Below are 24,235 nucleotides of genomic sequence, written 5' to 3'. Positions count from 1 at the left end.
ATCGCGAGATTACTCAACTTCGGTGCGTGACGGTATGCACGCGGACCGATTTCGATGGATATGCTGCCCGGATGAGTCGGTGGAAATTCGTCGGCCGAACGGATGAGCTCAACCGTCTCCTGTCGGCGGTGACCGGCACCGAGGGTCGAGGGCTCTTCTACAGCGGCAACGCGGGCATCGGCAAGAGTCGACTGCTGCGCGAGGGCGTGGCTGCGCTGCCCACCGACCGCTACGCGATCTGGTCCATCGCCGCCAGCGCCACCACGGCGGCGCTACCGTTCGGCGGGCTGGTCCAGGTGCTCCCCGCGGAGCAGCCGCAGGGCCTGTCGCCGGCCGGCATCCTGCGCTGGGCGCTGGACGTGCTCCAGCAGCAGGCGGCCGGGCGGCGCATCGTGCTCGCCATCGACGACGCCCACCTGCTCGACCCGCCGTCGGCCGCGCTCGTACACCTGGTGGCCCGCGCCGAGAACGCCACCGTGATCGGCACGCTGCGCAACGGCGAGCAGATCCCGCTGCCGATCCGGGCACTCTGGACCGACGACCTGGTGGAGAACGCCGAGCTGAGCCCGATGGCGCCGGCGGAGACCGCCGGGCTGCTCGCCGCGATCCTCGGCGGCCCGGTCGACGCCGGCTCCGCCGACCGGCTGGGCCGGCTCTCCGCCGGCAACCCGCTGCTGCTGCGCGAGCTGGTGCACGCCGCCTCCGGCAGCGAGGAGCTGACCCGCACGTACGGGATCTGGAAGTGGACCGGGCGGCTGGAGCTGGCACCGAACCTGACCGATCTGATCGACATCCGGATCGGCCAGCTCACCCCCGGCGTCCGGGCGGTCGTCGAGCTGGTCGCGTTCGGTGAACCGCTCGGCCTGCAACTACTCAACCAGGCCGTCGACCCGACCGATGTGGAGGTCGCCGAGGAGCGTGGCCTGATCTCGGTGATCCAGCACGACCGGCGGACCAACGTCCGGCTCGCGCACCCGCTCTACGGCGAGGTGATGCGCCGCCGCTGCCCGGTCAGCCGCACCCGCCGGTTGCAGGCCCACCTCGCCGAGTTGCTGGAGCGGGTGGGCAAGCGACGCCGCGACGACCTGCTCCGGGTGGCGGTGTGGCGGCTCGACTCGGGCACCGCCCAGGACGCCGCGCTCCTGCTCGACGCGGCCGTGCAGGCGTTCAGCCGCTACGACGTACCGCTGGCGACCCGGCTGGCCCGCGCGGCGCTCGAAGCTGGCGGCGGGTTCGACGCGGCCGAGCTGCTGGCCACCATCCTGATGTTCGCCGACCGGCCGGAGGAGGCGATCGAGGTGCTCGACGCGGTCTCCCCCGGCTCGGCCGACAGTCACCGGCTGAGCCGCTGGCTGACCGTGCGCGGGATGGTCACCTACTGGGGGCTGAGCCAGGAGTCCACGGTGGAGGAGATCGCGGCGCGGGCCGGCGACCTCGCCGACTCGGCCGACCAGGCCCGGGTCCGCGCGTTTGAGGCGATCATGCGGCTGCACCGGCTGGACACCGCCACGGCGCTGCGGCTCAGCCAGGGCGTGCTGGACCGCCCGGCGGCCAGCATCGCCGCGCGCGAGCTGGCCCGGTGCACGATCGCCTACCTGCAGGCCGCACAGGGGCAGCTGCGCCGCAGCGGCACCGCGGTCAACCAGGTGCACTCCGAGGCGGCCCGGTGGCGAGCCGACATGCCCTACCTCCAGCTCGCCCTGGAGCTGGCCCGGGGCACCCGGCTCACCCTCGCCGGCGACCTGGCCGGCATCGACGCGATCGTGGCCGACGAGTTCGCCGACCTCGCCGGCGCCGGGGACTTCCGGCTCGGCACCGGCTACCTGGCCATCCTTCAGGCGTACGCGGCCCGGCTGCGCGGTCAGAGCGATGCCGCGCTGCGGACCAGCCTCGGCGCGTGCGCGGTGCTCGCCACCAGCCGGGTCTACGCCGGGCTGGCCCAGGCCGAGCGCGCCCAGGCGGCCGCGCTGCGGGGCGACGCGACCCAGGCCGCCGAGGCGATGGCCGAGGCCGACCGCACCCAGGCCCCCGGCATGGCGGTGCTCTATCCGTGGCTCGAGCAGGCCCGCGGTGCGGCGCTCGCCGCGGCCGGCGACCTGCCGGGGGCGGTGAAGCAGCTGACCGAACTGGTCGACCGGCTGCGCGCCGACGACTTCGCCGGCCACGAGGTGCACGTCCTGCACGACCTGGTACGCCTCGACCAGGCGGCCGCGCCGGTCGGGCCCACCTGCTCCGACGGCAGCCGGCGCAGCGTCGCTCAGCGCCTCTCCGAACTCTCCGAACGGGTCGACGGGGTGCTGCCGCCGCTGTTGGCCCGACACGCCCGGGCCGCGGTCGCCGGCTCGGCGGCCGACCTGCTCACGGTCGCCGACGACTTCGCCGCGCTGGATCTCAACCTCTACGCCGCCGAGGCGACCGCCACCGCGCTGCACGTGCTACGCCGGGAGCGGCCCGCCGCCGCCAACGAGGCCCGGGAACGCCTAGCGGCGTTGTTGAACCGCTGCGACGTGATCCGCACTCCGGCGCTGCGCGCCGGGGCGCCGGTGCTGACCGAGCGGGAGTGGCAGGTGGCCCGGCTCGCCGCCGAGGGGGCGACCAGCAAGGCCATCGCCGACCGGCTCTACCTTTCGGCGCGCACCGTGGAGAACCACCTTCAGCGGATCTACGCCAAGCTCGGCGTCACCAGTCGCGCCGAACTGCGGGCCGCGCTGCGGGCGATCCCGGGCCACGAGGGCGGGGACGCGAGCTGAACTTTAGGCTGGGACGGTGAGCACCCTTCGCCCCGCACTGCTGACCGACCACTACGAGCTGACCATGATCAGCGCGGCGCTGCGCGACGGCACCGCCGACCGCCGCTGCGTCTTCGAGGTCTTCAGCCGTCGGCTGCCGACCGGTCGCCGCTACGGCGTGGTCGCCGGCACCGGGCGACTGATCGAGCTGATCCGGGACTTCCGGTTCGACGCCGCCGACGTCGACCACCTGCTGCGCACCGGCGTGGTCGACGACCAGGCCGCGGCCTGGCTGCGGAACTACCGCTTCACCGGCGACATCGACGGGTACGCCGAGGGCGAGCTCTTCTTCCCCAACTCGCCGATCCTCACCGTCTGCGGCGGCTTCGCCGAGTGCGTGGTGCTGGAGACGCTGGTGCTCTCCGTCCTCAACCACGACAGCGCCGTCGCGGCTGCCGCCGCCCGGATGGTGACCGCCGCCCGCGGTCGCACCCTGATCGAGATGGGCTCCCGCCGGGCGCACGAGGGGGCCGCGGTGGCCGCCGCCCGGGCCGCCTACCTGGCCGGCTTCCGGTTCACCTCCAACCTCGAGGCCGGCCGCCGCTACGGCATTCCCACCGCCGGCACCGCGGCGCACGCGTTCACCCTGCTGCACGACGACGAGCGGGCCGCGTTCGCCTCGCAGGTCGCCACCCTGGGCAAGGACACCACGCTGCTGGTCGACACGTACGACATCAGCCAGGGCATCCGCAACGCGATCGCGGTCGCCGGCACCGACCTGCGGGCGGTCCGGATCGACTCCGGCGACCTCGCGGTGATCGCCCAGCAGTCCCGGGAGCTGCTCGACTCGCTCGGCGCCACCGAGACGAAGATCATCGTCTCGGGTGACCTGGACGAGTACGCCATCGCCGCCCTCGCCGCCGAACCGGTGGACATGTACGGCGCGGGCACCGCGGTGGTCACCGGCTCCGGTGCGCCCACCGTCGGGCTGGTCTACAAGCTGGTCGAGGTCGACGGCCGAGCGGTGGTGAAGCGCTCGGAGCACAAGGCGACCATCGGTGGCCGCAAGGTCGCGGTCCGGCGGCACAAGCCGACCGGTACGGCCACCGAGGAGGTCATCGTCCCGCAGGGCGTACCGGACCGGCAGCCCAACGACCGGCTGCTCCAGCGCTCGTTCGTGGCCGGCGGTGAACCGGTCGACCTGCCCACGCTGGACGAGTCGCGGGAGCACCTGCGGGAGTGCCTGATCTCCATCCCGTGGGAGGGGCTGAAGCTCTCCGCGGGCGATCCGGCCATCCCGGTCACCGTGGTGCCCGCACAGTGAAGGTTGCCCGGTCCCGGGCCGAGGCGTCAGGAAGGGAGCAGCGGTGAGCAACGCGTTGATCATCGTGGACGTGCAGAACGACTTCTGTGAGGGTGGCTCGCTGGCCGTCGGCGGCGGGGCCGGCGTGGCAGCCGGCGTCACCCGGCTGCTCGCGGCCGAACCGGGCCGCTGGGAGCACGTGGTCGCGACGAAGGACTACCACGTCGATCCGGGGGCGCACTTCGCCGAGCGGCCGGACTTCGTCGACTCCTGGCCGCGGCACTGCGTGGTCGGCACCCCCGGCTCGGAGTTCCACCCCGATCTGGACACCGGGCGGGTCGAGGAGATCTTCCACAAGGGCGAGCACGCGGCCGCGTACTCCGGTTTCGAGGGGCACGCCGCCGACGGCGAGTGCCTGGCCGACTGGCTGCGCCGGCACGGCGTCGACCGGGTCGAGCTGGTCGGCATCGCCACCGATCACTGCGTCCGGGCCACCGCGCTGGACGCCGCACGGGAGGGCTTCGCCACCACCGTGCTGCTCGACCTGACCGCCGGCGTCGCCCCGGACACCACCGACCTGGCGCTACGGGCGCTGGAGGGCGCCGGGGTCTCCCTGCAGGGTGAGCCTGTGATCAAGAACGCATGACCCGGTAATTGGTTGGCGGCTGTCGTACCCAGCGTCGAGGATGGCGCCGGAGGTATGGACCGTCGTGAACCTTGAGCCTTACCGGCAGACGCTCGCCCTGCCCGGTCTCCGTTCGCTGCTGCTGGTGGCGGTGCTCGCGCGCATCCCGCTCACCGCGACCGGGGTGACGATGACCCTCCACGTGCTCGACCTCGGCCGCGGCTACGCCGCCGCCGGGCTGGTCGGCGCCGCGATCACCGTCGGCGCGGCGATCGGCGGCCCGCTGCTCGGTCGGCAGATCGACCGCCGAGGTCTACGGCCGGTGCTGGTGCTCACCGCGATCGTCGAGGCGGTCTACTGGGCCACCGCGCCCTCGCTGCCCTACCTCCTGCTGCTGCCGGCCGCCTTCGTCGCCGGTTCGCTCGCCCTGCCGATCTTCTCGGTCGTCCGCCAGTCCATCGCCGCGCTGGTGCCCGAGGAGCAACGCCGACCGGCGTACGCGCTCGACTCGATGTCGGTGGAGCTGTCGTTCATGGTCGGCCCGGCGCTGGCCGTGGCGCTGGCCACCGCCATCTCGGCGCAGACCACCCTCTACCTGGTCGGCGCCGGCATCGTCGCCGCCGGGGTGGCGTTCTGGCTGCTCAACCCGCCCACCGGCAGCGAACAGCAGCCGGGGACGCCACACCGACGGGTGCCCCGGCGGGAATGGGTGACGCCCCGGTTGCTGGCCGTGCTGGCGGTCAGCCTCGCCGCCACGCTGGTGCTCGGCGGCACCGACGTGGCGGTCGTCGCCGTGCTCCGCGAGGGCGGCGAGGTCGGCTGGACCGGCGCCGTCCTCGCCATGTGGGCGGTCGCCTCGCTGGTCGGCGGCTTCGCCTACGGAGCCGTGCATCGCTCTTTCTCCCCGCTGGCGCTGATGGCCGCGCTGAGCCTCTGCACCATCCCGGTCGGGCTGGGCGGGTCACACTGGTGGCTGCTCTGCCTCGCCCTGATCCCGGCCGGCGCGCTCTGCGCCCCGACCATCGCGGCGACCTCCGACGCGGTCAGCCGCCTCGCCCCGGCCGAGGTACGTGGCGAGGCGATGGGCCTGCACGGCTCGGCGGTCACCGTCGGCATCGCGGTCGGCGCCCCGCTCGCCGGCGCGGTGATCGACGCCTCCGCGCCGGCCTGGGGGTTCGCCGTGACCGGCATCATCGGCGCGCTGGTCGCCCTCGCGGTGCTCCCCATCGAACTGCGCCGCCGCCGCGCCGCCGCCGCCCCCGTACCCGCCGAACCCGAACTCGCCCCCACCACCACCCACTGACCCGGCTCCCACCGCAGCGACCTCACCAGGCCCCGGCAGTCCCCTGTGCGCCTGCGGCATGCGCGACCGTCAGGACCGACACGGCCAGCAGACGAGGGCCCGACAGGCGCGCCCGGCAGCCGCGGTACGGCCATGGGGCGGGCCGCCTCGACAGCGGACACGCCCGGGCAGGTGCCCTCGGCGGGCGGTGATCACTACCTCGCGAGGCGTGCCCGGCGGGCGCGCCGGACAGAGCGTCCTGCACAACGGCCAACTGCCACACGATCGACTCGGGGTCATTGAAGTCGGGGTGTCTGGCCCGACCGGACACCCCGACATCCCAGAAGCCGAGTCGATCAGCCCAGCCGACCGACCTGATCGACACCAGGTCGCCGACATGGCGGCATCCGGCACGCCGGGACACCGCCATGTCGGGGACATGGAGTCGATCAACCTCCCGACGGCCGGCCTGATCGACACCAGATCGGCGATATGGCGGCATCCGGCACGCCGGGACACCACCATGTCGGGGACATGGAGTCGATCAACCTCCGAGGGCGAGCCGGGCGCCCCGCCGGCTCGGCGACCAGGCCGACCCAGCGACCAGGCGGGCTCGGCGACCAGACCGGCCCGGCGACCAGACCGGCTCGGCGACCAGGCAGGGGCGGCGACCAGGCAGGGGCGGGAATGGCGACGGGCGCCGCCTCCCGGGAAGGGAGGGCGGCGCCCGTCGGACGTGGTGCTGGGTTTCAGCGGTCGATGTTGCTGGCGGTGTCCTCGGCGTACCGGGCGCCGCCGTCCGACTCGCTGGTCAGCGGCTTGGAGCCGCCCTCCGGCGGGCCGGCCAGGCTCTGGTGGCCGGCGGCCAGCTCCGGGAACTTCAGGTCGAACGCCGGCCGCTCGGAGCGGATCCGCGGCATCCGGTCGAAGTTGCGCAGCGGCGGCGGGCAGCTGGTCGCCCACTCCAGCGAGTTGCCGTGGCCCCACGGGTCGTCGACCTCGACCACCGGGCCGGTCTTGTACGACTTCCAGCAGTTGTAGATGAACGGCAGCGTGGAGATACCGGTGATGAACGCGCCGATCGTGGAGATCATGTTCAGCGTGGTGAAGCCGTCGCTGGGCAGGTAGTCGGCGTAGCGGCGGGGCATGCCCTCGTTACCGAGCCAGTGCTGCACCAGGAAGGTGGTGTGGAAGCCGATCATGGTCAGCCAGAAGTGCACCTTGCCGAGCCGCTCGTCGAGCATCCGGCCGAACATCTTCGGGAACCAGAAGTAGATGCCGGCGAAGACGGCGAACACGATGGTGCCGAAGAGCACGTAGTGGAAGTGCGCCACCACGAAGTACGAGTCGGAGACGTGGAAGTCGATCGGCGGGCTGGCGAGCAGCACACCGGTGAGACCACCGAAGAGGAAGGTCACCAGGAAGCCGACCGACCAGAGCATCGGGGTCTCGAAGCTGACCTGGCCGCGCCACATGGTGCCGATCCAGTTGAAGAACTTCATACCGGTGGGCACGGCGATCAGGAAGCTCAGGAAGCTGAAGAACGGCAGCAGCACCTGGCCGGTGGCGAACATGTGGTGCGCCCAGACGCTCATCGACAGCGCGGCGATGGCGAGGGTCGCGGCCACCAGACCCTTGTAGCCGAAGATCGGCTTGCGGGAGAAGACCGGGATGATCTCGCTGATGATGCCGAAGAACGGCAGCGCGACGATGTAGACCTCGGGGTGCCCGAAGAACCAGAACAGGTGCTGCCAGAGCATCGGCCCACCGGTCGCCGGGTCGTACACGTGGGCGCCGAGGATGCGGTCGGCGGCGAGCGCGAAGAGCGCGGCGGCCAGCAGCGGGAAGACCAGGATCACCAGGAGGCTGGTGACCAGGATGTTCCAGGTGAAGATCGGCATCCGGAACATGGTCATGCCGGGGGCCCGCAGGGTGAGGACCGTGGTGATCATGTTGACGGCGCCGAGGATGGTGCCCAGACCGGAGATGGCCAGACCCATGATCCACATGTTGGCGCCGACGCCCGGGGAGTGCTCCACGCTGCTCAGCGGGGCGTACGCGAACCAGCCGAAGTCGGCCGCGCCGCCCGGGGTGAGGAAGCCGGCGGTCGCGATGGTGCCGCCGAACAGGTAGAGCCAGTAGGCGAAGCTGTTCAGCCGCGGGAACGACACGTCGGGCGCGCCGATCTGGATCGGCACGATGTAGTTCGCGAAGGCGAACACGATCGGCGTCGCGAAGAACAGCAGCATGATCGTGCCGTGCATGGTGAAGAGCTGGTTGTACTGCTCGGGCGACAGGAACTGCAGCCCCGGCTGGGCCAGCTCGGCCCGCATGATCAGGGCCATCAGGCCACCGATCATGAAGAACGCGAACGCGGTGACCATGTACATGATCCCGATCTGCTTCGCGTCCGTGGTCCGCAGCAGCCGCGCGATGGCCGACCCCTTGACCGGCTCTCGGACCGGCCAGGGCCGGGTCACGACCGGCTTGGGTGCGACGGTGGTCACGAGTGGCCTCCGGTTCTCGGTTGTCCCGCTCGGCACGCGCTGATTTCTGCGGGCCGTCATCCGCAAGGAGGATAGTCCCCGGCAGGTGGCCCCCCGGCGTGGGGTGGCCAGCTACGATCATCGGCCCCCGACGCCGAGGGTCAGAGCGGGCCGAGCAGTAGCCGGTAGTGCTCGCCGAAGATCCGGCCGCCACGTCCGCGCAGCAACGGGTCGCGCAGCGCCGGCGGGACGTCCCGGGTCCGGTTGCGGTCGCGGGTCCGGTCGCGCACCCATCGGGTACGCGGGCGACGGCGACTCTCGTACGCGACCAGGGCCGCCTCGACGCTGCCGGCCGCCCTCAGCGATTCGGCCAGCACCACGGCGTCCTCCAGGGCCATCGCCGCGCCCTGGGAGAGGGTAGGCGCGGTCGCGTGCGCGGCGTCGCCGACCAGCAGCACCCGTCCCCGGTACCAACGGCCCAGCTCCACCTCGTCGGTGACTCCGACGTGCACCCACTCCAGCGCGTCCAGCACCTCCGGCACCGGGCCGCCGTACGAGCCGAAGAGCTCGCGCAATCGGCCCACCGGGTCGGCGGGCCGCTCGGTGCCGGCCTCGTCGGCATAGCAGTGCAGCCGCCCGGCCCCGATCGGCACGATCAGGAAGCCGGCGCGCTGGCCGAGCAGCGCGGTCCACTCGGTGACGGTCGGGCCGTCGCGCAGCACGGTGCGGTAGACCACCTGCCCGGCGGGTCGGGGCGGGCCGCCGAGCGCGGCGAGCGCGCGGACCGAGGAGCGCGGCCCGTCGGCGCCGATGACCAGGTCGTACTCGGCGGCGGTGCCGTCGACGAAGGTCACCTGGACGCCGGCGGGCAGCAGGTCGAGGGTGCGTACCTCGGCACCGTGGCGGACGGCGCCGCCGGCCCCGGTGAGCAGGACCCGGTGCAGTTCGGCCCGGGGCAGGGCCCGGCACTCGCCGACCCCGGCCCAGAGGGCGTCCAGGTCGACCTCGCAGAGCGGGGCGCCGTCGGCGTCGAGGAAGCGCTGCCGGTGCACGACGTGGCCGAGCGGGCGGACCGGGCCGTCGAGGTCCAGCCGCCGCAGCGCCCGGGCGGCGTTGCCGGGCAGGTAGAGGCCGGTCTCGTGGGACTCGCCCGGCGGGAGCTTCTCGGTGACGTCCGGACGGAAGCCCGCCATGCGCAGCGCCCGGGCCACGGCCAGACCGGCGATGCCCGCGCCGACGACGAGGATGCGCAGGGGAGAGCCACCCATGGTTGCGGTACGCCTCCGGAGGGGTTCGGCACGCGTCGGATGCAAGACATTACTCGGCGCAATCGGCGCACACCAGGGCTGATCGGCCCGCGGGAGCGCGCGCATCGGGGGCGGGGCGCCGGTCGGCCGGCGGCCGGAAGCTGTCACCTGGGCGGTTCACCGCTGTCACTCAGGCGGGGCACCCCACCGAAGGCACCGCACGGGAAACCTCATATCCCGGCTGGTTTCCTCCGACCGGTTGCGCGTTTGTTTCACAGATGTAAATGTGTCATCGAGCGTGGGAGCGCTCCCGCATTCGTTCACCCATCCGGCGCCCGGGCAGCGCCACACGCTAGGAGCAGCATGAAACGTCGACTTCGGGCCCTCGTGGCCGCCGGCCTGCTGGTCAGCGGCTCCATCGTCGCCGTGGCCCTGGGCGGAAACGCCTCCGCCGACACCCAGATCTGCGAACAGTACGGCTCGACCGTCATCGGCAACCGCTACGTGGTGCAGAACAACCGCTGGGGCACCACCGCCCAGCAGTGCATCAACGTCACCAGCACCGGCTTCGAGATCACCACCCAGAACGGCAGCAACCCGACCAACGGCGCCCCGACCGCGTACCCGTCGGTCTTCCTCGGCTGCCACTACACCAACTGCTCCCCCGGCACGAACCTGCCGATCCAGGTGAGCCAGATCAGCAGCGCGACCAGCAGCATCAGCTACCGGTACGTCAGCGGCGCCGTCTACAACGCCTCGTACGACATCTGGCTGGACCCCAGTCCGAAGACCGACGGGGTGAACCAGATGGAGATCATGATCTGGCTCAACCGGCAGGGCCCGATCCAGCCCATCGGCTCACCGGTCGGCACCGCCAACCTGGCCGGCCGGAGCTGGGAGGTCTGGCGGGGGAGCAACGGCTCCAACAACGTCATCTCCTACGTCGCGCCGTCCCCGATCACCAGCCTCGACTTCAGCGTGCTCGAATTCATCGCCGACGTCCGCAGCCGGGGCGCGATCACCAACTCCTGGTACCTGACCAGCATCCAGGCCGGCTTCGAGCCGTGGCAGGGCGGTGCCGGGCTCGCGGTGACCTCGTTCGCCGCCGCGGTGAACGGCGGCGGCACCCCGCCACCCACCACGCCCCCGCCGACCACCCCGCCGCCGGGCGGCGCCGGCTGCGCGGTGACGTACACGCCCAACTCCTGGAACAACGGCTTCACCGCCGACGTACGGATCACCAACACCGGGTCCAGCGCGGTCAACGGCTGGACGCTCACCTACCAACTGCCCGCCGGGCAGCAGGTCACCAGCGCCTGGAACGCGACGGTGAGCCAGAGCGGCTCCACGGTGACCGCGCGGAACCTGAGCTGGAACGGCGCCATCGCCCCCGGCGGCAGCGCCAGCTTCGGCTACCAGGGGACGCTGAGCGGCGCGTACTCCTCGCCGACCAGCTTCGCCCTCAACGGCGCCGCCTGTACCCGGACCTGACCCCCACCGGCGGCGGGGCGGCTGCGTGGCAGAGCACGCAGCCGTCCCGCCGCCGCTTCGGGCGCTGCGCGGCCCTCGTCGCTCAGACCCGGGTGAGGCGGACGGCGTCGGCGATGACCAGGCCGCCGGCCGAGCTCCACCGGCTGACCGCCACCCGGTTCGCGTCGCCGGCCGGGAGCGCGAACGTGCCGAGGATGCGCCACTGCCCGCCGGTCGCCCGCTGGTCGACGGTGATCGTCCGGTTGCCGGTGCTGGTGGCGACGATGTACGGCGTCGAGCTGTTGTAGCCGGAGTTCGCCGGCCACCAGGCGTCGACCCGGTAGTTGCCGGCCGCCGGGACGTTGAACCGGTACCAGGCGGCGTCGCTGGCGGCGACGGGGTCGGCGTAGCGGTAGTCGGCGCCGTAGCGCTGCCCGGAGTACGACGAGACGCCCCAGCTCGCGCTGGCGGTGAACCGGCCGGCGGTGGTGTTGTCCACGATGGACGACCAGGCGGTGCCGCCGCCGGACATCTTGGCGGCCACGTCGGCCCGCATCACGTCCAGGTCGATGAAGGACGGGTCGATCTTGCCGGTGGTGCTGGTCTCCCGGTGGCCCCGGGCGTAGCTGCTGTCCTTGCCGAGCCGGGTGAGCACGGCGGCGGTCGCCGCGATCGACGCGTTGTACTGCGCCGCGGTCATCTCCTGGTTGACCCCGTTGTAGTCGATCTCCCACCCGATCATCAGGGTGTTGCCGTCGCCGGCCGGGATCGGGCCGCTGCCGCGGCTGGCGCCGGCGTGGTTGCAGCGGCCGGCGGAGATGACGTGGAAGACGCCGTGGTAGTCGACCAGCGCCTGGCAGAGCGGGCCGGGCAGGTCGGACCGGCCGTTGATGCAGATGTTCAGCGCCGGGTGCGGATTGGTGGCGCTGGAGGTGGAGGCGGTGTGGTGCCAGAGCACCCCGATCGGGTTGAAGTCGCCGGGGCGCATCCGGTTGAGCCAGTCGCCCTCGACGACGACCTGGACGCCGGCCGCCCGGAGCACGTCCACCAGCCAGGGAACGGTGGCCATCACGAGCCCCCGAGCAGGTCGGCCAGGCACTCGGGCTTCGGCGCGGCGGCCGCCGGGGCGGGTCGGACGGCGACGGCGGTCAGCGCGGCGGCCACCAGGGCCGGAATGCCGAGCAGACCCCGGCGCCGCAGACGGACGGATCGGGACGTGGCCATGGCGCTCCTTCAGCGGGCGGAGGGATCACGACACATCGACGTACGTGATGGCGGGGACGCTACATCCTCACGTACGTCGATGTCGATACCCTTCACCGCCGACCCCCCGACTGAAGGAAATTGGCAGCGGGCCCGGCCTCAGGAGCCGCCGAGCGCGTCGATGTCGCGCATCTCCTCGGCGGTCAGCGAGAAGCCGAAGACGTCGGCGTTGGCCCGGATCCGCTCCGGGGTCACGCTCTTCGGGATCACCACGATCTCGTGGTCGATGTGCCAGCGGAGCACCACCTGGGCCGGCGAGACGTTGTGCGCGGCGGCGATCCGCGCCAGCACCGGGTCGGACAGCTCGCTGGTCTTGAACGGGCTGTACCCCTCCAGCACGATGCCGCGATCCCGGTGCTCGGCGTGCCGCTGCCGGTCGTACAGGAAGGGGCTCCACCGGATCTGGTTGACGGCCGGATTCTCCTCGGTGGCCTGGATCAGCTCGTCCATCTGCGCGGTGCTGTAGTTGCTGACCCCGACCGCGCGGGTCAGGTCCTCGTCCCGGGCGGCCAGCATCTCCCGCCACATGGGGATGCTGTCCGCGGGCGAGGACGGCGGCCAGTGGATCAGCCAGAGGTCCACGTGGTCGGTGCCGAGGGCGCTCAGGCTCGCCTCCAGCGTTTCCCGCTCGCGGCCCGCCCGGTCCGGCGGCAGCTTCGTGGTGATGAAGATGTCCTCCCGGCGCAGGCCGCTCTCCTGCACCGCCCGGCCGACCTCCTTCTCGTTGCCGTACATCGTGGCGGTGTCGATGTGCCGGTAGCCGGCGTCGAGCGCCGCGAGCACGGAGTCGTATCCGGCCTTGCCGGTGGCCTGCCAGGTGCCGAATCCGAGCAGGGGCATCCGCACCTCACCGGGGAGCGGGACGGTGGGCTGGTCATCGTGGTCCATGACGACCGTTCTACTCCTCCTCACCCCGCCGTGCGGCCGAACCGGACCCCGCGCCGACCCGACCAGGCAACCCGGACCCCGCGCTCCGCAGCGGCGCGGCCCGGGTTGCCGGAGAATGCGGGGTGTGGCGGACCGCCTGGAGGAGTACCGACGCCGGCGCGACGCGGCCCGGACGCCGGAGCCGGTGCCGCGCGAGACGCCACGTCGCCGGCAGGCCGAGGGCGGCAGGGCCCGGTTCGTGATCCAGCAGCACCACGCCCGGAGCCTGCACTGGGACCTGCGGCTGGAGCGCGACGGGGTGCTGGCGTCCTGGGCGGTGCCGCGCGGCCTGCCCCGGGATCAGGGCCGCAACCACCTCGCGGTGCACACCGAGGACCACCCGATGGAGTACCTCACCTTCCACGGCGAGATCCCGGCCGGCGAGTACGGCGGCGGCACGATGACCGTCCACGACCGGGGCACCTACCGCACCGAGAAGTGGCGCGACGACGAGGTCATCGTGGTGCTCGACGGGGAGCGGACCGCCGGGCGCTACGTCCTCTTCGCGACCGGCGGCAAGAACGGCCGGGACTGGATGATCCGGCGGACCGACCCGCCACCCGAGGGCTGGACGAGCATGCCCGAGCTGGTCCGTCCGATGCGCCCCACGCCGGCCGGCCGACTGCCCCGCGATGAGCAGCAGTGGGGGTACGAGCTGCGCTGGGACGGCGTCCGGGCGCTGGCGTACGTGTCGGGCGGGCGGTTGCGGCTGCTCTCCGAGACCGACGAGGACGTCACCGGGGGCGTACGGCTGGCTGCGGGAGCTGGCCGAGGAGCTGGCACCCACCGAGGTGGTGCTGGACGGCGTGCTGGTCCGGATCGACGACTCCGGCCGGATCCGGCCGGCCAGGCCGAACGCCCGCGGCCGGGTGCCCGCCGGCGCCCAGTACCTGCTCTTCGACCTGCTCTGGCTGGAGGGGGTGAGCTGCGTCGACCTGCCGTACACCCAGCGCCGGGAGCTGCTCGACGGCCTGGCGCTGACCGGCCCGCACTGGCAGACTCCGCCGTGGTTCCCCGGCACCGGCGCCGAGGCCCTGCGCACCGGCCGGGAGCAGGGGCTGCCCGGCGTGGTGGCGAAACGGCTGGACTCGGCCTACGAGCCGGGCCGGCGGAGCCGGCGCTGGTTGAGCATCGACGCGGCCTGACGGCGAGGAGCGACGTGTACCTGACCCACCTGGAGTGCCCGCGCTGCGGCAAGGAGCACCCGGCCGACCGGCCACAGAACCTCTGCGACTGCGGCTCCCCCGTGCTGGCCCGCTACGACCTGGCCGCGGTGGCCCAGGCGGTCACGCCGGAGCGGTTCACCCTGCGCCCGGCGGATCTGTGGCGCTACCGGGAACTGCTGCCGGTGGCCGACCCCCGGCACGTCACGAGCCTGGGCGAGGGCTGGACGCCGCTGCTGCGCACCCCGAACTACGGCGCCGAGATCGGCATCGCGGAGCTGATCGTCAAGGACGAGGGGCTCATCCCGACCGGCTCGTTCAAGGCCCGGGGCGCCGCGGTGGGCATCAGCCGGGCCCGCGAGCTGGGCGTCGAGCGCATCGCCATGCCGACCAACGGCAACGCCGGGGCGGCCTGGGCGACGTACGCCGCGCGGGCCGGCATGGGCGCCACCATCGTCATGCCGCTGGACGCGCCGAGCATCTGCCGGCGCGAGTGCGTGGCCGCCGGCGCCGACCTGCGTCTGGTCGACGGGCTGATCAGCGACGCCGGCCGGCGGGTGGCCGAGCTGATCGCCGGCTCCGGCGGCGCGATCTTCGACGCGGGCACGCTGCGCGAGCCTTACCGGCTCGAGGGCAAGAAGACCATGGGGTACGAGATCGTCGAGCAGCTCGGCTGGCAGGTCCCCGACGTGATCATCTATCCGACCGGCGGCGGCGTCGGCCTGATCGGCATCCACAAGGCGCTGCAGGAGCTGCGCGAGCTCGGCTGGATCGAGGAGAAGCTGCCCCGGCTGGTGGCGGTGCAGTCCACCGGCTGCGCGCCGATCGTCCGGGCGTTCGCGGCCGGAGACGATCGGGCCGAGCCGTGGACGGACGCGCACACCGTCGCGTTCGGCATCACCGTGCCGGCCCCGCTCGGCGACGAGCTGATCCTGGCCGCGCTGCGCGCCAGCGCCGGCACCGCGGTGGCGGTGACCGACGAGGAGATCCTCACCGACCTGCGCGACTTCGCCGCCCGGGAAGGGCTGCTGCTCTGCCCCGAGGGGGCGGCCTGCCTGACCGCGGCCCGGCAGCTGCGGGCCGGCGGCTGGATCCGGGCCGGGGAGCGCGTGGTGGTGCTCAACACCGGCGCCGGGCTGAAGTACCCGGAGACGGTCGACGTTTCCGGGGTCCCGGTGCTGGCCTGAGGTGGACCGCCGCCGGCGCTGCCTGCGTGGTGGGTCAGAACTGCGTCGGGTCCGTGATCCGCCAGGCCGCGTTGATCAGGCCGATGTGCGACAGCGCCTGCGGAAAGTTCCCCAGGTGCAGCCGACCGGCCGGGTCGATCTGCTCGCTGAACAGCCCGAGGTCGTTGGCGTGCCCGACGACCTGCTCGAACAGCGCCTCGGCGCGCTGCTGTTCGCCGGTCAGCACCAGGCACTCCACCAGCCAGAACGAGCAGAGCACGAAGCCGGCGGGGTCGTGGCTGAACCGCCGGACCAGACCCCCGTCGGTGCCCAGTTCGCGCTCGACGACGGCGATGGTGGCGCGCATCCGGGGGTCGGTGGCCGGCAGGAAGTGCACCACCGGCAGGAAGAGCGCCGAGGCGTCCAGCTCGGTGGAGCCGAACGAGGCGGTGAACGCGCCGATCTCGTCGTTCCAGCCCTCGCGCAGCACGGTCGCGCGGATCTCGTCCCGGACCGCCGCCCAGCGCCGCGGGTCGGCCCGGTCGCCGAGCCGGTCCGCCAGACCCACCGCCCGGTCCATGGCCACCCAGCAGAGCACCTTCGACGACACGAAGTGCCGCTCGACCGCCCGGGCCTCCCACATGCCCCGGTCGGGGAGCTGCCAGGTGCACGCCACCTGCTCGGTCAGCCCGAGCACCATCTCCCGCAACTCCTCGTCGAAGGTCTGCCCGAGGTAGTCGCGCAGCCGCCAGACCGATGAGATGATCTCGCCGGGCACGTCGAGCTGCCGCTGCTTCCAGGCCTCGTTGCCGATGCGGACGGGCTGACTGCCGGCGTAGCCGTCGAGGTGCGGGCAGTAGTGCTCGCTGATGTCCCGCTCCCCCTGCAGCCCGAAGAGCACCGGCACCGGCTGGTCGCCGATCCGGCCGATCGAGCGGGTGACCCAGGCGAAGAGGCGGGACGCCTCGTGCGGGCAGGCCGCCACCCAGAGCGCGCGCATCGTCATGGAGAAGTCGCGCAGCCAGGAGTAGCGGTAGTCGTAGTTGAGCTGGCCGCCGAGCTGTTCGGGCAGCGAGGTGGTGAGCGCCGCGGCCACGGCGCCGCTGCGGCCGTACGTCAGGCCGGTCAGGGCCGTCGAGCTGGCCCGGACCAGTTCCGGGTACCGGCCCGAGTAGGGGTGCACCTCCCGGAAGGCCTCCCAGGCCTGGATCGTCTCGTTGAGCCCGGCCACCGGGTCGACCCGAGCCGGCGGGTCTCCGTAGGCCGGCGCGTACGCCAGGTCGAAGCCGATCGTCTGCCCGGCCGCGACTTCGAACTCGTGGTGGACCCGGTCCCGGTCGGCCCGCAACGGCAGCCCACCGGCGCGCAGCACCAGCACCGCCGGGCCCGCGGCGGCGAGCACCCCGCCGTCCGGCTGCTCGTGCACGTACGGGCTGAGCAGGCCGTGCTCCGGGCGTGGTGCGAAATCCAGCGCCATCCGGACCCGCCCGGTCAGCCCCTCGACCACCCGCAGCAGCACCGCGGGCGACTCCATGCCGAGGTCGTGCCCGCGGGCGCCGGCCGCCGCGGCCAGCGCGTCGGTGACCGCCACGCTCCCTTCCGGGGTGTAGTGCACGGTGCGCAGCACCAGGGTGTCCGGGCTGTAGGCCCGCTCCACCCGGTGCCCGGACCCGCCGACGCCCACCGGGGCCAGCCGGTAGTGGCCGGCGCCGGGATCGAGGAGCCGGGCGAAGACGGACGGGCTGTCGAACCGGTCCGGGCACCACCAGTCGACGGAGCCGTCCAGCCCGACCAGCGCGCCGGAGCGGCAGTCGGAGAGGAATCCGTAGTCGGAGATGGCGGGCTGCTCCATCCGCGGCGGGTACCCCGATCGAATCAGATCAGACCGCCGCGACAGCCGGCCGGATCAGCTCGGGGGCTCGTCCTCGCCCGCGGCCTCCGCGGCGTCCGCCTCCTGCTTGGTCTTGTGCACCGCCTGGTCGGCGTGCTCCGGCGGGCCGTAGACGGTGTAGAGCACCAGCGGGTTGGGGCCGGTGTTGACGAAGTTGTGCTTGGTGCCGGCGGGCACCACGACCAGGTCGCCCTGGACGACCTCCCGCTTCTCCCTGGCGACGCGGGCCTCGCCGGTGCCGCTGACGAAGGTGAGGATCTGGTCGATTCCCTCGTGCACCTCCTCGCCGATCTCGCCGCCCGGTGGGATCGTCATGATCACCAGCTGGGTGTGTTCCCCGGTCCACAGCACCCGCCGGAAGTCCGGGCTCTTCTCGGCGACGGTCGCGATCGTGAAATGCTCCATGCCGCGCTCATACCCGTTCCGGCGGCGCGCCACGCCGGGACTCGCAGATGGTGGAATTCGCCACTCGGCGGAGGTTTGGATCCGTACCGGCCGGGGATCGACAAGGCTGACGGGCACTTAGCCGGTCGAGCCAGGTCCCCGCTGGCGTACCGCCGAACGGCTGCGACGGTGGGAGACGGCCAGAGCGCGGCGACGTTCCGACCCAGGTCGGGCGGCGCCGTGCGCTCGTCTGCGGAGCCGTTTTCAGGCCAGCACCGCGAGGTGGAACCCGCGGTCGGCGGCGGTGCCGTCGCTGGCGAAGGTCTCCACGAAGACGCCGTTCGGGATGCCCGTCCGGCCGGCCACCGAGATCTCCCCCGCCGGCGCGACGCCGGCGCTGCCGGGTAGGCCGAGCGTGCCGACGTACCCGGCGGCCGACACGTCCTGGTCGAAGATCACTTGATACATGCCGGCGGAGAGGCGGTTGGCGGTCGCGACGCCGAGCCCGCGGATCAGGGCGCCGTTGGCGTTGACCACGGCGAAGAGCACCCGCGCGGTCGCCGGCAGGCCGACGGGGGTGCAGGTGGGGAGTTCGTCATCGGCACGAACGACATCGCCCTCCTCCGGTGTGGGTTGGGCCATCGACCCCCGCCGGGATCTCGAGCTGGGCATGCGCGGTCCTCCCTGCTGGCCGGCCGGGCCGGGCAGCGATGAGGCAGTTGTGGGGCAAAGTGGGATCAGCGACGATCGCACCCTTTGTCATCGAAAGTAGAGCGGAAATCCGCGCGGCAACCAGTCGCAGCACTGTCCGATCATGGACACTTGTCGATACCGCGAAGTGACTTCATATCGCCTGACCTGCTGCGGAGTCAGTCGTCCGGCACCGACACCGGCTCACCACCGAGGCAGCGCACCTGCAGCTCGTGCTTTCCGGCGCCCCCCTCGAAGCGCACCTCGACGTCGTCGTCCGGCCCCCGGTCGACGTCACGCACCCGGAAGCCCTGCGCCGGTGCCCAGGAGACCAGACGTACGCCCTCGGGGGTGCACTCGGCGACGGCGGTGCCACCCGGGGTGGCAAAGCTGCGCCGGGCGCCCGTACCGGTCGACGGCGGGGCGGACGACGACGGGGCGGTGGCCGGCGGCACGCTCGCCGTCGGCCCGGCGGTCGACGCCGACGGCAACGGATCGGCGGAGAGCGCGCGGGCCACCTCCTCCTCGCTGCGCACTCCACCCGGCGTCCCGGTGATGCTCTCCCCCACCAGTCGGATCGCCGCCAACCCGATCAGGGTGGCGACGGCGGCGGTGGCCAGCCACCCGGCGGCGACGAGAAGCGAACGGCGGGACATCCTCCGAGTGTCCCCGACCGGAGGTTGGCGCCGGCACAGCACGACGCTAAAGGACGGTTAACGCACCGCCGGATCGACGCCGACAGCGGTTAGCCTGCGAGCTGTGGCCCGCCTGCTGCTCATCGAGGACGACCTGACCATCCGCACGCCGCTGATCCGGGCGCTACGCGAACGTGGGCACGCGGTGGCCGCCGCCTCGACCGCGATGGCCGGGCTGCGCGACGCGCTCGACGACCGCCCCGACCTGGTCGTACTCGACCTGGGGCTGCCCGACCTGGACGGTCGCGAGCTGCTGCGGATGCTGCGCGCGGTCAGCTCGGTGCCGGTCATCGTGGCCACCGCCCGGGACGACGAGACCGAGATCGTCCGGGTGCTCGACGCCGGCGCCGACGACTACGTGGTCAAGCCGTTCACCGCGGCCCAGCTCGACGCCCGGGCCCGCGCGGTGCTCCGACGTGGGCCGTCGAGCGCCGGGACGTCCGACCCGGCGCTCGTCGTCGGCGGGTTGCGCGTCGACCCCCGGTCCCGGCAGGTCACCCTCGACGGGGCGCCGATCGAGCTGACCCCGCGCGAGTTCGACCTGCTGCACCACCTCGCCGGCCGCCCCGGGCAGGTGATCACCAAACGGGAGCTGCTCACCGAGGTCTGGCAGATCCCCTACGGCGGCGCCGACAAGACCGTCGACGTGCACCTGTCATGGTTGCGCCGCAAGCTGGGCGAGAGCGCGCAGGAGCCGCGCTACCTGCACACCGTGCGCGGCGTCGGGGTGCGGCTGGAACCGCCGGCGGTCGCCGGATGAGGGCCCGGCTGGCGCTGCTGGTCGCCGCGGTCAGCGTGCTGATCCTGATCGCGTTCCTGGTGCCGCTGGCTCTGCTGGTGCGGACCGTCGCCGAGGACCGGGCCACCGTGCGGGCCACCGCCGACGCGCAGAGCCTCGTCCCGGTGGTGGGCACCGCCGACCCGGCCACCATCCGGCTCACCGTCGAGCAGCTCGCCGCCGACTCCGGACGACCGGTGAGCGTCTACCTGCCCGACGGTGCCGTGCTCGGCGCGCCGGTGCCCCGTACCGCGGCGGTGGCGTTGGCCGCCCGTGGCCAGAGCCTGACCGGGGAGTCCGCGGCGGGCCGGGAGGTGGTCATCGCCGTACAGGGCCGGGCGGACGGCACCGGGGTGATCCGGGTCGAGGTGCCCCGGGCCGAGCTGACCGCGGGAGTGACCCGGGCCTGGCTGGTGCTCGCCCTGCTCGGGGTGCTGCTGGTGCTGATCGGGCTGCTGGTCGCGGACCGGTTGGCGCGCACCCTGGTCCGGCCGATCGGCGCGCTCTCCGCGGTGTCGCACCGGCTCGCCAACGCCGAACTGGACGCCCGGGTCACCCCGTCCGGGCCCGCCGAGCTGCGCGAGGTCGCCGGCGCGCTGAACCATCTGGCCAGCCGGATCCAGGTGCTGCTGGTGCAGGAGCGCGAGCAGGTCGCGGACCTGTCCCACCGGCTGCGTACCCCGTTGACCGCGCTGCGGCTGGAGGCGGAGTCGCTGCGCGACCCGGACGACGCCGCCCGGCTCACCGCCGCGGTGGACGGCGTGGAACGGGCGGTCACCGGCCTGATCCAGCAGGCCCGCTGGCGGCGGTCGCCGGGGGCCGGGCCGGCCGGTTCGGACGCGGCCGGCATCGTCGGCGAGCGGGTGCAGTTCTGGTCGGTGCTCGCCGAGGACACCGGCCGAGCGGTGATCCTCGACCTGGCACCCGGCCCACTCCCGGTCGGCGTGCCCGCCGACGAGCTGGCGGCGGCGGTGGACGCCCTGCTCGGCAACGTCTTCGCGCACACCCCGGACGGCACCCCGTTCACCGTCCGGCTGGTCCGCGACGGCGGGCAGGTGGTGCTGACCGTGGCCGACCGGGGGCCGGGCATGCCGGCCGACGCGGTCCGTCGGGGTGCCAGCGCGGCCGGTTCGACCGGCCTCGGGCTGGACATCGCCCGGCGGGCGGCGCAGGCCTCCGGCGGACTGTTGGAGCTGGCCACCGCCCCGGGCGGCGGGGCGGAGGTCCGCCTCCGGCTCGGCCCGCCGGCGGCTTAACCGGGCCTTAGCATCCGCACAGCGCGGTGCTATCCGGGCGAAACCGATCCTCGTAACTGACAACCGAGGAAAGGTGGAGACATGAAGCGCAGCGCGATGATCCTGACCACGGCCGGAGCGGCCGTGCTCGCGGTGGCGGGGGTGGCGCTCGGCGTCAGCGCCGCCGACGGGCAGCGCGCCCAGGGCACCACCCTGGCCGCCGCCACGACCGCGCCGGGCACGCCGGACGACAGCACCGCCAGCGCTACGCCGGACGACAGCACCGCCAGCGCTACGCCGGACGACAGTGCCACCAGCGGCGCACCGGGCAGCCCGAGCGGCGCCCCGACGAACAGCGCCACCCCGGGGCAGAGCAGTGCTCCGGCGACCGGCGACCGGGTGGACCAGCAGCGGGCCGGCGAGATCGCGCTGGCCCGGGCCGGTGGCGGACGCATCGTCGAGGTCGAGGCCGAGCAGGAGCACGGCCGTCCGGTGTGGAGCGTGGAGATCGTGGCCGGTGGCACCGAGCACGACATCGACGTGGACCGGGACAGCGGTGCGGTACTCCGGGCCGAGCAGGAGTCGGCGGACGACGACGCTGACGACGACGACAAGCATGACGATGACGATGACGATGACGACAGCGACGACGACGATCACGGCGACGACGACTGAGCTTCCGCCAGCCGGCTTGATCTCCGGTTCCGCGTCGATGCTCCGGCCCACCGCCCTCAGCCGGCGGCGGGCCGGAGCCGTCTGGCGGGTCGACGGTGCGGCACAGACGCCCGCCGGGTGACGGCGGGCGCCGGGTCGGTCAGCGGTTCAGCCAGGTGAGCAGGTCGGGCGGGGCCAGCGCGGCGGCCCGGTCCTGGTAGCGGGCCCGGCCGGCCGCGTCGAGCAGCTCTCGCCCCTGCCCGGACCGCCCGGCCCGGAAGAACGCCTTACGGTCCTTGAGCACCCCGGCCGGGTCGGGGGCGAGCCGCTCGGCCCGCTCCCGCATCCGGGTGAAGGTGGCCGCCTCGACCAGCTCCGGCCAACGCTCGTCGGGCACGGTGAGACCGCACCGGTCGGCGAGCCGGCGCATCTGCGCGTCCAGGTCGCTCAGGAGGTCGGCGTAGTGCACCAGCACCACGTTCGGCTCGTGCCGCCGGCCCCAGGCGTCGCGCAGGTGCCACATCACCCCCGGCAGCGAGTCCAGCTCCGCGCGGGGATCGACCTCCTGGTCCACCCAACGGCTCAACCACTGCTCGACGGGGGCCGGCGGCTTCGGCGGCTGGGTCGGCGTCGGCTGCCCGGTGAGCTCGCGCATCCGGGCCCGGTCCAGGTTGCGGGCCTGGTGGTAGAGGGAGACGGCCATGTCGAGCGGGTGCCGGGCCACCACCACGTAGGTCACCCGGGGATCGATCGGTACCCCGTCCAGCGGGGTGTGGGTCTTGATGAAGCGCCGGTGCGGCTGGGCGGCGAGCCGTCGGAAGACCTCCTCGCGCGGCTCGACCAGCCAGTCCAGCCACGGTGAGAGCACCGGCAGCGGCGCGGGCAGCTCCGGGGTGCCGAGCACCAGCAGCGCGCAGATCATCTGCATCCAGGTGGTGCCGCTCTTGGACCGGGTGCTGATCACGATGTCCCCGTCGCGGAACGGGAAGCCGAGCCACCGGGCGCTGTCCTCGTCGGACGACCGGTAGCGGTGCGGGGTCTCGGGCATCCGGCGATCGTAGTGGCGGGGCCGCCGGGCGTCCGGTCATTTACCGGCCCGATCGGCCCTGTGAGGTATGGGAATGCCTGGCTACATTGAACTATGGTGCCCGCCCACGGGGGCCGGGCGGCGGAACCGGTCTACCGCCCCATCCTCGCCACCCGGCGGGGCGAGCTGGAGGCGTTGAGTCACCTCGACGCCACCGCCGCCGCGCTGATCGCCCCGATCCTCGACGTCGACCTGGCCGACCGGTCCACATCGGAGGCGCTCACCCGGCTGCCGGACGGTCTGCTACCGGCCGTCGACATCACCGCGCTGCCCGACACGTCGCAGCACGAACTGGTCCGCTGGGGCGTACCGCTGGTGCCGGTGATCGGGCTGGCGGAGAGCGACCGCCGGCTGGTCGCGCACGGTGCCGCGGCCCGGGCGTACGCGCAACGATCGGTGATCCGGCTACGCGCGGGCCGTGACCGCACCGGCCCGGACGCGACGACCTCGGCGGTGGAGCGGATCTGGCGGTTCACCCGGCTCGTGCCGGAGCAGTGCGACCTGCTGGTGGACGCGGGCGACGTGTGCTGCCCGGCGGATGTCCGGCTCGCCGAGCCGCGGGTGCGTCGGCTGCTGGACTGGGCCCGGCGGCACTCTTGGCGCTCGGTGACGGTGGCGGCCGGCGGCCTGCCGCCGACCCTCTCCCGGCTGCCCACCGACGAGCCGGTCCGGCTGAGCCGGTGGGACTGGCTGCTCTGGCAGCGCCTCGCCGATTCCGGCGTGGGCTACGGCGACTACGGCGTCGGCTCGGCGCTGCCCGGCGCCGGGCAGCCGGGCGACCGGCTGCCCACCATGTGCTACACCGCCGACGGTGCCTGGTGGATCTACCGCTGGTCACGACGGGGCGGGCGGGGTGACGACCGGTTCGCGGACCTGTGCCGCACGCTGGTCGGCGCGCCGCACTGGCCGGCCGCCGGAGCGTCGTTCTCCTGGGGCGACCACGAGATCCTCCGCCGCGCGCGCCGAGGGGCCGGCGCCGGCTCGACCAGCAGCTGGACGGCGTGGAGCACCTCGCACCATATGGCCCAGGTGCTGGCCGGGCTACGACCTCCGAGCCGGGACGGCGGGACTGCGCCCTGGCCGGCCGGGCCGGAGGCGGCGGGCCGTGGCCGACCGCCCCGGGCGCAGCGCGGCGGCGAGCCCCGCCGGGCCGGCTGAGT

20 protein-coding genes and 1 pseudogene are annotated in these 24,235 nt (G+C 73.3%); 11 read left to right on the top strand and 10 right to left on the bottom strand.

Translation table 11 applies throughout. The features are described 5' to 3' along the window. The first annotated feature begins 71 nt into the window (after positions 1–71). From ACIP9D_RS10740 to ACIP9D_RS10725, 4 genes are read left to right on the top strand one after another with little or no spacing between them, the layout of a single operon-like run. The gene (locus ACIP9D_RS10740; protein ID WP_350869246.1) at positions 72–2,750 is read left to right on the top strand and encodes a LuxR C-terminal-related transcriptional regulator; all 2,679 of its coding nucleotides are present in this window, start codon (positions 72–74) and stop codon (positions 2,748–2,750) included. Positions 2,751–2,766: 16 nt separating this feature from the next. Next, the gene (locus tag ACIP9D_RS10735; RefSeq protein WP_350869243.1) at positions 2,767–4,053 is read left to right on the top strand and encodes a nicotinate phosphoribosyltransferase; all 1,287 of its coding nucleotides are present in this window, start codon (positions 2,767–2,769) and stop codon (positions 4,051–4,053) included. Between the two features lie 43 nt (positions 4,054–4,096). Further along, on the top strand, positions 4,097–4,678 hold the full coding sequence (locus ACIP9D_RS10730; protein WP_350869241.1) for an isochorismatase family protein: 582 nt from the start codon (positions 4,097–4,099) through the stop codon (positions 4,676–4,678). Between the two features lie 40 nt (positions 4,679–4,718). Then, complete coding sequence (locus ACIP9D_RS10725) at positions 4,719–5,960, top strand: MFS transporter (RefSeq protein WP_350869239.1); 1,242 nt, start codon at positions 4,719–4,721, stop codon at positions 5,958–5,960. Between the two features lie 728 nt (positions 5,961–6,688). Here the strand turns inward: ACIP9D_RS10725 and ctaD are convergent. Together ctaD and ACIP9D_RS10715 are read right to left on the bottom strand one after the other, a co-directional pair. Continuing rightward, positions 6,689–8,446, bottom strand: coding sequence for a cytochrome c oxidase subunit I (gene ctaD / locus ACIP9D_RS10720; protein ID WP_350869236.1), 1,758 nt, complete (start codon positions 8,444–8,446; stop codon positions 6,689–6,691). Positions 8,447–8,586: 140 nt separating this feature from the next. Then, positions 8,587–9,693, bottom strand: coding sequence for an FAD-dependent monooxygenase (locus ACIP9D_RS10715; RefSeq protein WP_350869233.1), 1,107 nt, complete (start codon positions 9,691–9,693; stop codon positions 8,587–8,589). A gap of 342 nt (positions 9,694–10,035) precedes the next feature. On the opposite strand from ACIP9D_RS10715, the gene ACIP9D_RS10710 reads away from it, so the two are divergent. Then, positions 10,036–11,163, top strand: coding sequence for a GH12 family glycosyl hydrolase domain-containing protein (locus ACIP9D_RS10710; protein WP_350869230.1), 1,128 nt, complete (start codon positions 10,036–10,038; stop codon positions 11,161–11,163). Positions 11,164–11,245: 82 nt separating this feature from the next. Here the strand turns inward: ACIP9D_RS10710 and ACIP9D_RS10705 are convergent, their stop codons facing one another. The 3 genes from ACIP9D_RS10705 to ACIP9D_RS10695 form a co-directional block, all read right to left on the bottom strand. Beyond that, on the bottom strand, positions 11,246–12,211 hold the full coding sequence (locus ACIP9D_RS10705; protein ID WP_350869227.1) for an N-acetylmuramoyl-L-alanine amidase: 966 nt from the start codon (positions 12,209–12,211) through the stop codon (positions 11,246–11,248). Further along, positions 12,211–12,366, bottom strand: a complete 156-nt coding sequence (locus ACIP9D_RS10700) for a hypothetical protein (protein WP_350869225.1) — start codon at positions 12,364–12,366, stop codon at positions 12,211–12,213. Before ACIP9D_RS10700 ends, ACIP9D_RS10705 begins: the two co-directional genes overlap by 1 nt. A gap of 138 nt (positions 12,367–12,504) precedes the next feature. After that, positions 12,505–13,293, bottom strand: a complete 789-nt coding sequence (locus tag ACIP9D_RS10695; RefSeq protein ID WP_350869224.1) for an aldo/keto reductase — start codon at positions 13,291–13,293, stop codon at positions 12,505–12,507. A 124-nt stretch (positions 13,294–13,417) separates the two neighbouring features. Between ACIP9D_RS10695 and ACIP9D_RS10690 the strand changes: the two are divergent. Then, positions 13,418–14,477 (top strand): annotated as a pseudogene (locus ACIP9D_RS10690) (DNA polymerase ligase N-terminal domain-containing protein). Between the two features lie 14 nt (positions 14,478–14,491). Continuing rightward, on the top strand, positions 14,492–15,682 hold the full coding sequence (locus tag ACIP9D_RS10685) for a threonine synthase (protein ID WP_350869222.1): 1,191 nt from the start codon (positions 14,492–14,494) through the stop codon (positions 15,680–15,682). Positions 15,683–15,716: 34 nt separating this feature from the next. On the opposite strand, the gene ACIP9D_RS10680 is transcribed toward ACIP9D_RS10685, so the two are convergent. The 4 genes from ACIP9D_RS10680 to ACIP9D_RS10665 all read right to left on the bottom strand — a co-directional run bounded on the left by ACIP9D_RS10680 (position 15,717) and on the right by ACIP9D_RS10665 (position 19,282). Continuing rightward, positions 15,717–17,513, bottom strand: a complete 1,797-nt coding sequence (locus ACIP9D_RS10680; protein ID WP_350869219.1) for a glycoside hydrolase family 15 protein — start codon at positions 17,511–17,513, stop codon at positions 15,717–15,719. A gap of 54 nt (positions 17,514–17,567) precedes the next feature. Then, positions 17,568–17,957, bottom strand: coding sequence for a cupin domain-containing protein (locus ACIP9D_RS10675; RefSeq protein ID WP_350869217.1), 390 nt, complete (start codon positions 17,955–17,957; stop codon positions 17,568–17,570). 243 nt (positions 17,958–18,200) lie between these two features. Further along, the gene (locus tag ACIP9D_RS10670) at positions 18,201–18,608 is read right to left on the bottom strand and encodes a hypothetical protein (protein ID WP_350869215.1); all 408 of its coding nucleotides are present in this window, start codon (positions 18,606–18,608) and stop codon (positions 18,201–18,203) included. A gap of 197 nt (positions 18,609–18,805) precedes the next feature. Beyond that, entirely contained in the window at positions 18,806–19,282 is a 477-nt protein-coding gene (locus tag ACIP9D_RS10665; protein WP_350869212.1) for a septum formation initiator, read from the bottom strand. A gap of 103 nt (positions 19,283–19,385) precedes the next feature. Here ACIP9D_RS10665 and ACIP9D_RS10660 point away from each other — a divergent pair, with 103 nt between their 5' ends. The 3 genes from ACIP9D_RS10660 to ACIP9D_RS10650 all read left to right on the top strand — a co-directional run bounded on the left by ACIP9D_RS10660 (position 19,386) and on the right by ACIP9D_RS10650 (position 22,009). Continuing rightward, positions 19,386–20,081 (top strand): response regulator transcription factor, encoded by a 696-nt coding sequence (locus ACIP9D_RS10660; RefSeq protein ID WP_350869209.1) that lies wholly within the window; start codon positions 19,386–19,388, stop codon positions 20,079–20,081. After that, positions 20,078–21,355 (top strand): HAMP domain-containing sensor histidine kinase, encoded by a 1,278-nt coding sequence (locus tag ACIP9D_RS10655; protein WP_350869207.1) that lies wholly within the window; start codon positions 20,078–20,080, stop codon positions 21,353–21,355. Before ACIP9D_RS10660 ends, ACIP9D_RS10655 begins: the two co-directional genes overlap by 4 nt. 81 nt (positions 21,356–21,436) lie before the next feature. Further along, positions 21,437–22,009 carry a PepSY domain-containing protein gene (locus tag ACIP9D_RS10650; RefSeq protein ID WP_350869205.1) on the top strand — a complete coding sequence of 191 codons (573 nt, stop codon included), beginning with the start codon at positions 21,437–21,439 and terminating at the stop codon, positions 22,007–22,009. 139 nt (positions 22,010–22,148) lie between these two features. Here ACIP9D_RS10650 and ACIP9D_RS10645 read toward each other — a convergent pair whose 3' ends face one another. Continuing rightward, a complete protein-coding gene (locus tag ACIP9D_RS10645) occupies positions 22,149–23,036 on the bottom strand; it encodes a sulfotransferase domain-containing protein (RefSeq protein WP_350869203.1) in 888 nt (295 codons plus the stop codon). A 93-nt stretch (positions 23,037–23,129) separates the two neighbouring features. Here ACIP9D_RS10645 and ACIP9D_RS10640 point away from each other — a divergent pair, with 93 nt between their 5' ends. Then, positions 23,130–24,233, top strand: coding sequence for a beta family protein (locus ACIP9D_RS10640; protein ID WP_350869200.1), 1,104 nt, complete (start codon positions 23,130–23,132; stop codon positions 24,231–24,233). Positions 24,234–24,235 lie beyond the last annotated feature (2 nt).

This window comes from Micromonospora sp. NPDC093243 (genome assembly GCF_044753725.1).
Classification (GTDB): Bacteria; Actinomycetota; Actinomycetes; order Mycobacteriales; family Micromonosporaceae; genus Micromonospora.
The sequence above is the reverse complement of the archived record's forward strand: the minus strand, read 5'-3'. Positions and strand labels throughout refer to the sequence as shown.

Excerpts from the sequence above, each read along its gene's own strand:
- ACIP9D_RS10740 (WP_350869246.1), top strand. The coding sequence starts at position 72 with ATGAGTCGGTGGAAATTCGTCGGCCGAACGGATGAGCTCAACCGTCTC.
- ACIP9D_RS10700 (WP_350869225.1), bottom strand. The coding sequence starts at position 12,366 with ATGGCCACGTCCCGATCCGTCCGTCTGCGGCGCCGGGGTCTGCTCGGC.
- ACIP9D_RS10665 (WP_350869212.1), bottom strand. The coding sequence starts at position 19,282 with ATGTCCCGCCGTTCGCTTCTCGTCGCCGCCGGGTGGCTGGCCACCGCC.
- ACIP9D_RS10650 (WP_350869205.1), top strand. The coding sequence starts at position 21,437 with ATGAAGCGCAGCGCGATGATCCTGACCACGGCCGGAGCGGCCGTGCTC.
- ACIP9D_RS10680 (WP_350869219.1), bottom strand. The coding sequence starts at position 17,513 with ATGGAGCAGCCCGCCATCTCCGACTACGGATTCCTCTCCGACTGCCGC.
- ACIP9D_RS10725 (WP_350869239.1), top strand. The coding sequence starts at position 4,719 with ATGGCGCCGGAGGTATGGACCGTCGTGAACCTTGAGCCTTACCGGCAG.
- ACIP9D_RS10675 (WP_350869217.1), bottom strand. The coding sequence starts at position 17,957 with ATGGAGCATTTCACGATCGCGACCGTCGCCGAGAAGAGCCCGGACTTC.
- ACIP9D_RS10640 (WP_350869200.1), top strand. The coding sequence starts at position 23,130 with ATGGTGCCCGCCCACGGGGGCCGGGCGGCGGAACCGGTCTACCGCCCC.
- ACIP9D_RS10655 (WP_350869207.1), top strand. The coding sequence starts at position 20,078 with ATGAGGGCCCGGCTGGCGCTGCTGGTCGCCGCGGTCAGCGTGCTGATC.
- ACIP9D_RS10710 (WP_350869230.1), top strand. The coding sequence starts at position 10,036 with ATGAAACGTCGACTTCGGGCCCTCGTGGCCGCCGGCCTGCTGGTCAGC.
- ACIP9D_RS10705 (WP_350869227.1), bottom strand. The coding sequence starts at position 12,211 with ATGGCCACCGTTCCCTGGCTGGTGGACGTGCTCCGGGCGGCCGGCGTC.
- ACIP9D_RS10670 (WP_350869215.1), bottom strand. The coding sequence starts at position 18,608 with ATGCCCAGCTCGAGATCCCGGCGGGGGTCGATGGCCCAACCCACACCG.
- ACIP9D_RS10715 (WP_350869233.1), bottom strand. The coding sequence starts at position 9,693 with ATGGGTGGCTCTCCCCTGCGCATCCTCGTCGTCGGCGCGGGCATCGCC.
- ACIP9D_RS10645 (WP_350869203.1), bottom strand. The coding sequence starts at position 23,036 with ATGCCCGAGACCCCGCACCGCTACCGGTCGTCCGACGAGGACAGCGCC.
- ACIP9D_RS10695 (WP_350869224.1), bottom strand. The coding sequence starts at position 13,293 with ATGGACCACGATGACCAGCCCACCGTCCCGCTCCCCGGTGAGGTGCGG.